This window comes from Bradyrhizobium sp. LeoA1Lang (genome assembly GCF_055413685.1).
Window position 1 is genome coordinate 47,920 of sequence record NZ_JBVAPG010000036.1, and the last position, 10,994, is coordinate 58,913.

At 60.5% G+C, this 10,994-nt stretch carries 9 protein-coding genes; 2 read left to right on the forward strand and 7 right to left on the reverse strand.

What is annotated here, in order from left to right; genetic code table 11:
* Positions 1 to 73: 73 nt before the first annotated feature.
* Positions 74 to 1,441: a class-II fumarase/aspartase family protein gene (locus ACZYOF_RS14965; RefSeq protein ID WP_463716231.1), complete on the reverse strand. Its 1,368-nt coding sequence runs from the start codon at positions 1,439 to 1,441 to the stop codon at positions 74 to 76.
* 140 nt (positions 1,442 to 1,581) lie between these two features.
* Between ACZYOF_RS14965 and ACZYOF_RS14970 the strand changes: the two genes are divergently transcribed.
* Positions 1,582 to 2,331, forward strand: coding sequence for a GntR family transcriptional regulator (locus ACZYOF_RS14970; RefSeq protein ID WP_130579777.1), 750 nt, complete (start codon positions 1,582 to 1,584; stop codon positions 2,329 to 2,331).
* A gap of 166 nt (positions 2,332 to 2,497) precedes the next feature.
* Here ACZYOF_RS14970 and ACZYOF_RS14975 read toward each other — a convergent pair whose 3' ends face one another.
* From ACZYOF_RS14975 to ACZYOF_RS15000, 6 genes are all read right to left on the reverse strand, one after another.
* The gene (locus ACZYOF_RS14975) at positions 2,498 to 5,059 is read right to left on the reverse strand and encodes an ATP-binding protein (protein WP_463716232.1); all 2,562 of its coding nucleotides are present in this window, start codon (positions 5,057 to 5,059) and stop codon (positions 2,498 to 2,500) included.
* Positions 5,060 to 5,816: 757 nt separating this feature from the next.
* A complete protein-coding gene (locus ACZYOF_RS14980; RefSeq protein ID WP_463716233.1) occupies positions 5,817 to 8,927 on the reverse strand; it encodes a complex I subunit 5 family protein in 3,111 nt (1,036 codons plus the stop codon).
* Positions 8,921 to 9,280 carry a sodium:proton antiporter gene (locus ACZYOF_RS14985; RefSeq protein WP_282531064.1) on the reverse strand — a complete coding sequence of 120 codons (360 nt, stop codon included), beginning with the start codon at positions 9,278 to 9,280 and terminating at the stop codon, positions 8,921 to 8,923. The genes ACZYOF_RS14980 and ACZYOF_RS14985 overlap by 7 nt, the downstream gene beginning before the upstream one ends.
* Before the next feature lie 25 nt (positions 9,281 to 9,305).
* Positions 9,306 to 10,007 carry a hydrogen gas-evolving membrane-bound hydrogenase subunit E gene (gene mbhE / locus ACZYOF_RS14990; RefSeq protein WP_463716234.1) on the reverse strand — a complete coding sequence of 234 codons (702 nt, stop codon included), beginning with the start codon at positions 10,005 to 10,007 and terminating at the stop codon, positions 9,306 to 9,308.
* Positions 10,004 to 10,342 (reverse strand): monovalent cation/H(+) antiporter subunit G, encoded by a 339-nt coding sequence (gene mnhG / locus ACZYOF_RS14995; RefSeq protein ID WP_130579782.1) that lies wholly within the window; start codon positions 10,340 to 10,342, stop codon positions 10,004 to 10,006. Before mnhG ends, mbhE begins: the two co-directional genes overlap by 4 nt.
* Positions 10,339 to 10,581 (reverse strand): Na(+)/H(+) antiporter subunit B, encoded by a 243-nt coding sequence (locus ACZYOF_RS15000; protein ID WP_130579783.1) that lies wholly within the window; start codon positions 10,579 to 10,581, stop codon positions 10,339 to 10,341. Before ACZYOF_RS15000 ends, mnhG begins: the two co-directional genes overlap by 4 nt.
* Between ACZYOF_RS15000 and ACZYOF_RS15005 the strand changes: the two genes are divergently transcribed.
* A partial coding sequence (locus ACZYOF_RS15005) for a hypothetical protein (protein ID WP_463716235.1) occupies positions 10,580 to 10,994 on the forward strand: 415 nt, incomplete at its 3' end. The two genes, ACZYOF_RS15000 and ACZYOF_RS15005, sit on opposite strands and share 2 nt — an antisense overlap.

Here is a 10,994-nt window from a genome sequence, read left to right on the forward strand (position 1 = left end):
CCTGGGTCATCTGTTGGGCTGAAGCGGCGCTCTGCGGCGCATTGGTGACGTCGGGTGCGGCGCGTGGGCGATGTCAGCCGCCGCGAGCGGCGTTCGCGCCCGAAATCTCCAAGACGCGATCGACCATCGGGCCGCACAGGCCCAAATAGTTCGCAGGATCGCAATGACGCCGGATCGCATCCTTGCCACCGAGGGCCTCGGCAATCTCCGGCACGTCCGCCAGAATGTCGGCGAGTTGTCCGCCGCCCTCGATGGCCTTGCGGCAGGCGTCATAGACGACGTCGTGCGCTTTTTGCCGCCCGAGCTTTGGTGCGGCGGCCATCATCACAGCCTCCGCAACGATGAGGCCTCGGGTGAGATCGAGATTGTCCAGCATTCGCCGCTCATGGACGACGAGGCCGGCGAGCATGAACTTGGCGTTGGCCAGCGACGAGGCCGTCAGCAGGAAGCTTTCCGGCAGGGACACCCATTCGAGATGCCAGGGGCCGGTAGCCCGCTCGAAATCGTGGATCATGCCGTCCAGCATCGCGGCGACGTGCTGTCGCACGGCCTTCGCCGCCGCGAGCATCAGCTCGCTGGAGATGGGATTGCGCTTCTGCGGCATCGTCGACGAGGCGCCGCGCCCAGGCACGAATGGTTCGGAGACTTCGCCGAATTCCGACGCCGACATCAGCATCACGTCGGTCGCGATCTTCCCCAATGTGCCGGTGATGAGGCCCAGCAGAGTCACCGACTCGGCGATGCCATCCCGGGCGACGTGCCATGTGATCGACGGCTGATGCAGTCCCAGTTCTTCGCAGAACAGTTTCTGCATTTCGAGGCCGGCGGTGCCGACGGAGGCGAGCGTGCCGGCTGCCCCGGAGAATTCGCCAAGCAGGATACGCGGCAGCGCCTGATCGACACGCTCGATATGCCGGTCGATGGAGGACAGCCAAACCGCGGCCTTGTAGCCGAACGTCACTGGAAGCGCTTGCTGGAGATGGGTTCGCCCGGCCATCGGCGTGTCGCGATACTTCCGTGCCATCGTCGCCAGGATGTCACGGACCTCGCGCAGGTCTCGCGCAACGATTTGAAGCGCTGCCCGGATCTGCAGAACGTTGGCCGTGTCCATGATGTCCTGGGTCGTCGCCCCCCAATGAACGTAACGACCAGCTTCACCCGCAGCTTCCGAAAGCTGATGCACAAGCGGAAGGATGGGGTAGCCGACGATCTCGGTTTCGTGGCGCAGCTTTTCGACGTCGATCTTGATGGAGTGCGCAGCCGCCTCGATGGCGTCGGCGGCGGCTTTAGGCACCACGCCCAATCGGGCTTGGGCACGGGCAAGTGCGACTTCGGCTTCGGTATAGCGCGCGATAAGCGCATCGTCGGCGAAGACCGCTCGCATTTCGGCAGTCCCGAACATGTCGCGAAACAAAGCCGAATCGAAAACTGTGCTGCCCATCCGTCGACCCCCTTGGATCATTGTGTTATATTATGTTCGTACATATTAATATGTACGGACATAAAGGATGAGTCAACATCCTTTCTTGACGAATCCCACTCCCATTGGGCTTCCATTGACCGGATAGAACGGAGGCAGGTGTGGAAACGCGGTACGCTTACGTTGCTCGCCTGCTCACGGAGGCAATCGCCGGCGGTCGACATCCCATAGGTTCGGTTCTGCCCAACGAGTTCGAACTGGCCGAACAGTTTGCCGTGAGTCGCTCGACGGTGCGTGCCGCGATGCGCGAACTTCAGGCGTCAGGCCTCGTCAGCCGCAAGAGGAACGCAGGCACCCGCGTCGAAGCGCTGACGCCGCAGCGCAGCGGTGGCGGATTTACCCAGGCGCTCGAATCCATAGAGGCCGTGCAGCGGTTCGGCGTCGAAACCGAACGTCACGTCCAGCGGGTTGCCGAAGTCGTCGCCGATGATGCGCTGGCACGGGATCTCGGATGCCGGCCCGGGCGTCGCTGGCTGCGCATATCGAGCCTCCGCATGATCCCCGGCGATGCAACGAAGACCCCGATCTGCTGGACAGATGTCTACATCGACGACGCTTTTGCACGCGAGGTTCGATCGAGGATGGATGGCCATCGCGACATCTTCGGCACGCTGGTGGAAAAGATATCCGGCCGGCGATTCAGCGAAATTCGTCAGGATATCCGTGCGGTCGGCGTGTCCCATGACATGGCAGAGCCTTTGAAGGCCACGCCGGGCGCGCACGCGCTTGCGATCCGGCGTCAATATCTTTTCAGCTCGAACGAGATGGCTGAAGTATCGCTCAGCATTCACCCGGCCGATCGATACAGCTACACGACAAGGTTGATGCGGAAGGATTCGGAGCGGGAGTGAGGCGGCGCCGCTAGAGCGTTTTCGAGCGAAGTGGACACCGGTTCGCGCGAAGAAAACGCGTCAAAACAAGAATCTAGAGCTTCGGTTCTGATTCAATCAGGACCGAAAATGCTCTAGGAGTTCACTCCCGTGCATTGCGTTGAAACGTTCCCAGCCGGAGATGATTTCAGGCAGTGCCCATAACCACCTGCAGATATTGCGCCAGCTCCGCGCGCCGGAAGGGCTTGCCGAGAACGGGAAACTCGCCCTCTGCCCCATGGCGCGACAACGCGTCTGCCGCATTGCCTGACGTGAGCAAAATCTTGATGCCGCTGCAGAGCTGCTTCGCTTCGCGAGCCAGTTCAACACCGCTGATGCCTCCTGGCATCATGATATCGCTGAATAGCAGATCGAGGCTCTCGTTATCTCTCAGAATCCGGATGGCCTCGGCGCCATCCTGGGCACAGAGGACTTCATAGCCGAGCTCTCTCAGTATTGCTGACGTGACGTCCATGACATCGTGATCATCTTCGACCATGAGAACCCTGCCTGACCCTGCTGCCATGTCCGGGAGTTGGATGATATCCCTCCCCAGATCGGACATTTGGCCGGATCTGGGCAGATAGAGACTGACCGTGGTTCCCAGTCCGACTGAGCTTTCGATGGCGATATGGCCGCCGGATTGCCGGACGAACCCATAAACCATGCTGAGGCCGAGCCCGGTTCCTTTGCCGACCTCCTTCGTGGTGAAAAACGGTTCGAACACCCGATCCAGCGTGTCTTGCGGTATGCCGCAGCCAGTGTCGGTGACGGAGAGCTTGACGTACGATCCGGACGCGACACCGGCAATGGCGTCTTCGTGGAGGGTTATATTTCGTGCCTCGATCTCCAGTCTGCCGCCGTCCGGCATGGCGTCGCGCGCGTTCAGGGCCAGGTTGAGGAGCGCTGTCTCCAGTTGTGCCGGGTCAAGATGGCATGGCCACAGTTGATCATCTGCGACAAGGTTGATCTTGCACCTGTCTCCGAGTGCGCGAAGGATTAGTCCCTGAAAATCCCGAATGAGAGCGTCTATGTGGATGGTCTTCGGGTTCAGCTTCTGCCGTCGGGAAAAGGCGAGAAGCTGCGCGGTCAGGCTTGCACCCCGGTCGGCGGCTTTCCGCGCCGCTACTGCGAGTCTCCGGACGCATTCGTCGTCTGCCGTACGGCTCTCGATAAGTTCGAGATTGCCCGAAATCACCATCAGCAAATTGTTGAAGTCGTGGGCAACGCCCCCCGTGAGCTGGCCGACAGCCTCCATCTTTTGGCTCTGATGGAGTTGTTCTTCCATCAAGCGCCGTGCCTCGACGGCGTGCTTCTGTTCGGTGATGTCTCGAAACAGGATGACGATGCCTTCGCCGGACGGGAATGCATTGACCGCGTACCAGACATCTCGAAAGAACGTTTCGACAGACGCGGAATTCTGTTCCGACATCGCCGTATGTGCTCGGGCCGAGAGGTTCTTGTCGGTCCAATCCGGAAAGATCTCACACAGATTCATACCGATGAGGTCATATCCTACAGCGAGCTGCGCCTTTGCCCTCTCGTTCAGATAAGTGATGTACCATTCCGTATCGACGATAAGGACGCAGTCGGTCGTGCTCTCGAATATCGTCGTGATCCGAGCCGCTGCCTGCTCGGCTTTCTCCTTGGCATCGTGCAGCTCGTGTTCGCGGTTCGCGAGCGCATCGGCCATGGTGTTGAATGCGTCGGCGACCCGGGTAATCTCTGATCCTTTGTCCCGGATATGCACTCGGCCCGCGTAGTCGCCAAGTCGCCATTGGTTGGCCGCATCAACCATTTGTCCCAGCGGATGCTGGATGAACCGACGGGCACCAAACCAGGTCAAGGCCAATACGACCGACGTGCCCAGGACAATCAGGAGGATGCCTAGCCGCGTACGACGTTGGATCTGACTGAAGGCCAGCGTCTTGTCGACGCCGAAGGTGACAAAAATCTCTCCGGCGTCTGCTTGCAGCGCTGTGTAGCCTACGATCCGCTCCACGCCGTCAATGTCGCGCGCGGTTGTTGTGCCCGAGTGATCCGAGTGCAAGTAATGGTCACCGGGTATCCTCCGGCCGACGAACTGGTCGTTACCGGGATAGCGTGCGAGGTACGTGCCGTTGCGGTCTCTAATGGCGAGGGCGGCGCCGGGGGGCGGGCCCTTCTGCGCGAGATAATGAGCCAGCCAATCGAGGCTGAGGGCGGCTATTACGACGCCGCCCATGTGGCCATCGTCGTCGTAGAATGGCAGCGCAAAGTGGAGGACGTTGCGGCCGGTCGCTCGGCCGTGCGCGAACTCTCCGACCGTAAACTTGCCGGTTTTCAGGACGTTGGCGAAGTAGGCGCGCCCGGCGGCGGTCGATGGCTTATAGTCGCTGGTCGAGTCGCAGAACGAATCGCCGTTCATGTCGACCACGATAAAATTAATGAATCCCGGATAGCGCTCCTTGATTCTGGAGAGGTAAGCCTCGCATCCGCGGGCGTCCTTCGCCTTTACCGCGGGAAGTTCCGAGAGTGCGATCAATGCCTGGCGAATTCCTTGGATGATCTGCTGCTGCTCGGCGGCGGCGAGCTTGGCAAGACCAAGCGCCAGCTCTTGCACTTCCATTTGGTGCGAGAAACGGAGGTCAAACTCATTGTACAACTGGATTGCGATTCCAGGCAGAAGCGCAAACGCCACCAGGGCAAACAGCCGCAACAATAAAGCCACCGCCTAGTTTCCAAGACGAGAAATCTGACGTGGCAGGCTGTAGAGCTCTGGCGCGCGAGGACGGCGCAGGGCGTCACGCCCACAGCACACCCTGGCTTCGCGATCGCTGTAATCGGTCCGGTCGACCAGCGGACGTCGTGCGTATCGCCTTCGTGTCATCTCTTACCCGTCTGCTGTTCCAATTGGGCAGGGCAGTACATAGGCTTTGTTACGATGCGATTTCGGCGTTTAGCGTTTTGTCACCGTGGCGACATATTTGTCGCGCCAACAACTAACGCCGCGTTCTCTGTTACAGTTGCAACGGAGCGCCGCTGGGATGAGCCGGATACTCGAAATAGAATGATATCGGCCTAACTGGACGGCAGGCATTAATGGCGTCGATTGCGTATCGCGGCGGTAGGAGATTTGTTGTCTGGTGCACCGCTTAGTCTGGCCGCAGCGCGGATCGCATTCCAGGAACTTGCTCGGCGCGACGGAGCGGCAGATCCCGAACGTGCTCAGCGGGCGGCGGATCGATGTTATGCCAGTCAAGATTATGCAGAGGGTCGGGCGGCTCAGCGAGAGAAGCGCAAGCCAGTCTTTCGTGGAAACGAGCCTGTTGCGATCGAGTCAATGTTTGGCGTAACCGGCAATCTCCTGCGTGCTCGTGTATTCGCCTGGCCTGCTTTCGATCAATCGCAGGAACGGGGTGCTGCGCGCCTCGCAACCACCTATTCTTGCGATATTGGCGCTGGCGAGCCGGAAAGAGTCGCCTTAGCTAATCCGTCGGCCACAAGTGGCGAAGGCCGCCGCCAGCGATGTACAGAGCAAGAAAGTAATACAGAATGTAGAGGTTATAGGTCTGGCCGTTGCCCGTGTAGAGCATTCGGATGCGTTCCGCAGACGCCGTGGTGGCGGTGGCCAGTCCGCCCCAGAGGCCCTGGGCCCATGGAGGCGTCAGTATTGTGAAGACAGTCTTGAGGCCTTGGTAAAGGCTCGATCGCATGGCACCGATTTCGACATGCGCGATGGCTGCCCACCAGCCGCTTCGTAGCAGCAACCAGAACAGTCCGAGCAATATTGCAGACACGATCACCGCAAACGCCATGACAGGCACCGGATTCCAGTAGCCGTAAATCATCTCCAGCGACATGCCTTGCCACACCAGCGTCGATGCGAATTGCGGGTCGATCGCTTCGGAGATCGGGGTGATCAGCAGTTTCGGGAAAAACGACATCAGGAAAATGCCGGCGACCAGCAGAATCTGCGGTATCAGCAGGGTGATCGGCGCCTCTGTCAGGGCGTCATGCGCAGCCTTGCGGGGGCCGAGAAAGATCGCCTGGATGAAGCGCGCCATGTACACAAAGCCGACAAAAGTCGCCAGCAGAGTCATCAGCGCCGGCCCGTACCAGCCCTTCTCAATCATTGCGCTCAGCAGCAGCCATTTGCCGCCGAAGCCGGCGAGTGGCGGCAGACCGGACATCGCGACAATCGCGATCGCAGCCGTTGTGAATGTGACGGGCATGACACCGGCAAGTCCGCCGAGTTCGACAATCAGCCGCTTCCCCGTTCGCAGGATGATCGCGGCAGCGACGAGGAACAGGATGCCTTTCACCAGGAGATGGTTGGCAACGAGATACAGTGCCGTCACCCAGCCAAGATGGCTCATCAGTGCGATCGCTGCCACGATGTAGCCAAGCTGGCTCATGCTGGAATAGGCCAGCATGCGCTTCAGGTCGTCCTGGCGCGCCGCAAGCATGGCGCCGGCCAGCGTGGTCAGCATGCCGATCCAGCCCATGACAAGTGCGAGATTCAAGCTCACTTCGGAGCGGATCGCGACATAGGTCCCGACCAGCAGCCCGAAGATTGACACCTTGCTGATGACGGCCGAGAGCAGGGCGGACACGTCGTCATCGGCTTCCGCGTAGGCGCCCGGTAGCCAGACGTGGACGCCGACGGCGCCGGCCTTGATCAGCAGGCCGATGGCCAACAGCACAAAGACCGGCGCGCTATCCGGACCCGCGACGCGCAGCGCCGACAGCGACACGCTGTCGGTCTGCGCCTGTAGTACAGCGAACGCGCACAGCAGGAAGAAGGCCGCGGCCAGCGAGAACAGCAGATATTGTAGCGCATGTGACGCGGCCTCGGTCCTTCGCAGGATCAGGAAATAGGAGGACAGCGTGATCAGTTCCCAGATGAAAATGAATTCGAGGCTTGTCATGGCGCGCGGCAGCGCCGGCAATGACAGCAGCATGACGGCAAGCAGCGGATAGAAGCCGGGACGGGGATCCGCGCGGGCGAGGCAGGCGATCGACACGACAAGGCCGCCAGCGAGAAGGAGCATCGCGAACAGAAAGTTGATGCCGGACAAGCTGAGAATGAGCGAGGTGCCACCAGCGGACACTAGAATGAGCACGATCAAACATTGCATGCCGCTCGGCAGGCGAGCCAGCATGTACAATACAAGTCCTGCAGCAAGCGGCATGTACGCCCACGGAGCGGCAAGGCCGGCAAGCTCGCCGGCGAGGTACCCGCTCGCGACAAGAAGAAGAGCCATTCCGAAGATCGGAAACAGATCACTCTGGCCCTGCGGCTCTGCGTCTATCTCGGCGGGAGAGTGAAGAGCCAAGCTGAACCAGCGGAACATGTAGGCCGCTTCCAGAAGCGAGCCGACCAGGACAATGGCGATCCAGACGTAGAGATCGCCGGCTGCCAAGGTCATGATGAGCTGCCATTTCGCCCAGAATCCCGGGAATGGCGGCAATCCTGAGATCGCGACGATCAGTATGCCGAAGACCAGGATCGCTCCCGGGCGTCGGGCGAGGACCGCCCAATCTTGCAGGCGTTCCTTGCCCACGTAACCGGCCAACCAGAAAAGCCCGACCTTGGCGAACAGGTGATTGATGAATAGCCCGCCCACCACCAAGAACATCGCGTCGCCGGCCTTGAGTTGGTAGAGCAGGGGCGCGGCGATCGTCAGCAGCGCCATCTGGCCGATCGAAGAATAGCCGAGAAGGCGCTGCGCTCTCGTCTGCTGGAGACCGATGAGGTTTGAGAAGACGAACGTAATCGCCCCCAGGACGGCGATGAGTTCGAGCTGGTCCTCGAACAGCGGCAGCAACTTGAGCAGGCCGAAAAAGACGCCCGCCGAAACACCGCCCGAGATGATCGCGGCAACGTCGCTGCGCGCGGTCTCATAGACATCGAGGCCCCAGCCGTTCGCGGGGAAGGGCTTCAGCTCCAGCAGCAGGCACGCCAGCAGGAAGATGAGTGCGGCGAAGCCGATCGGGCCTGTGATCGAGCTGCGGTTTGCGATCAGTTCGTCGATGTTCAGGATGCCAGTGGCGGCATAGAGCAGCAAGGTGCCGATCAGGAAGAAGGTCGAGGCCAGGACCGTTGCCATGAGAAACTTGAACGTCGCCGACAAAGCCTCGGGCGCGTCCCGCAGGCCGAGCAATGCATAGGTTGCGATCGAGACGATCTCCAGGAATACGAACAGATTGAAGAGGTCGCGAGTCATCAGCATGCCCTGGATGCCCATGACCAGCAGCAGGTAAAGCAGCAGTGTCCCGTACCCTTCGCGCACGACATAGGCGGCGCCGAAAAGCGCGACGAGATTGACGCCGAAGGCGAAGATACTTTCGGCGAGCCCCATGCGCAGATTGATCGCATAAGGCGGCTTCGCGCCTCCGGTCAGGATCTCAATGGGGGCGGCGCCGTTCAGAAGGACGAACAGCGCGTAGCCTGAGATCAGCGTCATCGCCGCGAGCGCAAGGACAAAGGCGGCGGCTACCCAGGATTTGCCGAGACGATAGAAGAGTGGGATCAGGAAGCCGCCACCCAGGCCCACAATGAAAATGTTGAGCGGGTGGAGGACGCTCTCTACCATTTCGACTCCGTGAAGGCGTCGATTGACAGCGTTCTTTTGGCCTCATACAGCCGGATCGCATAGGCCAGCATAACCGCCGTCACGGCCATACCAATGACGATGGCGGTGACGGCGAGTGCAGATGGTATCGGATCGACTGCGCGTGAGGCCGCTTCCGACAAACTCAGCGCGTGGTCGATGATCGGCGCCGTGCCATTCGCCACATAGCCGATTGCAACGATGACGATGTGGGCGCCGGTTCCCATCAGGGAAAATCCGATGACGATCCGCAGGATATTGCGGTGTGTGAGCATGCCCCAAAGTCCGATCAGGATCAGGAGAAGGCCCGTTGTCAGAACGATGCTCGAGATCATCGGACGGTTTCCTTCGTATGAGGCGTCAGGGCCGGAACCTTTCGAGAATGACGCTCAGCTCGCAGCCCACCTTGATGCCCAGAAGCGCCGACAGGATCGGAATGGCACCGGCGCTGAAGAAGGCGCCGAACTGCCCAAGCGGGAGGATCCGGTTGTCCAGGAACCCGCCCGCGGCGATCAGTCCCGCGATGCCCGTCAGCACAAACAAAGCGCCTGCCACGGACTCGGTGATGCCAAGGAATTCGGGATTCGGCTGGTACTGCGGATAGGTCAGCAGCATCAGCAGAACGCCGGAAGCTATGACGGCGCCGCCCTGAAAACCGCCGCCTGCGGTCAGGTGCCCGTTCATGATGATATAGGCTGCGAAGATGGAAATGAGCGGAACGAGGATCTGCGTGCCAGTCTGCACGATCTCCGACGGTGGCCGGGCTCCCTCAAAGCGATCCTCGAGGGGCCCGCTGCGCGGCGGGCGTTCCCCACCGAGCACGAGGCCGACGCCCGCCGCCACCATGAATAAAACGGCGACCTCTCCGAGAGTGTCAAACGCGCGGTAGGTCAGCAATATGCCGGTGATGACGTTCGCCGCGCCCAACTCCTGCGGCACGAGCCTGATGTAGCTTTCCGCCAGGGGCAGCAGTGATTGCTGTTCGGTATGGCCGATGACAAGACTTGCAAAGACCAGCCCGAACGCGACAATGGCGACGATGATAGAGAGGCGCCGGATCATGTGCCGCTTCCCGCTTTCTGTCGTGCGTCACGCAGCGCATCTATACCTGTATCACCTGCCATCGGAATCCGGATGCTGTGCGCGGCCCGAGCCAGCGCATGCGAGGAGACGGGATTCGTCATCAGCACGAAGTAGACGATGATCAAAAGCTTGAGGCTCCAGCCCGGGTGATAGATAGCCAGGCCCGCGAGCACCAAGGTGTTGCCGAGCGTGGAGGCTTTCGTGCCCGCTTGCATGCGCGTATAGACATCGGGCATCCGCAACATGCCGAGCCCTGCTGAAAAGTGGAAGATTGCGCCGAGCAGGACCAGGACGCTTCCGATCAGAGCCATCATGGTGCTCTCTCTGTTGTCCTGCGGATCGCATAGAGGAAAATGAGCACCGACAGGCCGGACCCGATCGACGCCTCCGTCATCGCGACATCCGGCGCGCCCAGCAGGACGTAGCAAACCGCTGCGAACAGGCTCGCCAGTCCGCCGCTGACCGCCGCCGCCAGGGTACTGTCCAGGCACACGGCTAGAATACCGCTCACAAGAATGCTGCCGCACAACAGGTAGACGAAGAGATCAAGCATGCTTTCAAAGACCTCGCTCGAGATAGCGTGCAATCGCCAGGACGGCCAGAAAGCTCAGAACACCGTAAACCAGGGCGACATCCAGATAGATGGAGCGGCCGGCCACGTGCGCGTAAAGCGCAATGAGGGAAATCGAAACGACGGTCAGCATATCGATCGCCGCAACCCGGTCTATCGTGGTCTGTCCGAGAACCAGACGCAGCACGCCGAACGCGACCCCGAGAAAGATCAGAACCGCCGCGGCGGTGAGGATTGCATCAGCCAAAGGTCTTCCTCAGATGTTCTTGGTGCCGTCCGAAAAGCGGTTGGAATTGAAAGTGGCGTAGTCTCCGGGGTGATCAACCTCGAATCACCCGGCGTTGACGCGCCGGGCTGGAGACCACGCCATGACAAGCGTTACCACGAAGGCTTTA

Coding starts and splice junctions, on each gene's coding strand:
- ACZYOF_RS14965 (WP_463716231.1), bottom strand. CDS start 1,441: ATGGGCAGCACAGTTTTCGATTCGGCTTTGTTTCGCGACATGTTCGGG.
- ACZYOF_RS14980 (WP_463716233.1), bottom strand. CDS start 8,927: ATGGTAGAGAGCGTCCTCCACCCGCTCAACATTTTCATTGTGGGCCTG.
- ACZYOF_RS14985 (WP_282531064.1), bottom strand. CDS start 9,280: ATGATCTCGAGCATCGTTCTGACAACGGGCCTTCTCCTGATCCTGATC.
- mbhE (WP_463716234.1), bottom strand. CDS start 10,007: ATGATCCGGCGCCTCTCTATCATCGTCGCCATTGTCGCGTTCGGGCTG.
- mnhG (WP_130579782.1), bottom strand. CDS start 10,342: ATGATGGCTCTGATCGGAAGCGTCCTGGTCCTGCTCGGCGCAATCTTC.
- ACZYOF_RS15000 (WP_130579783.1), bottom strand. CDS start 10,581: ATGCTTGATCTCTTCGTCTACCTGTTGTGCGGCAGCATTCTTGTGAGC.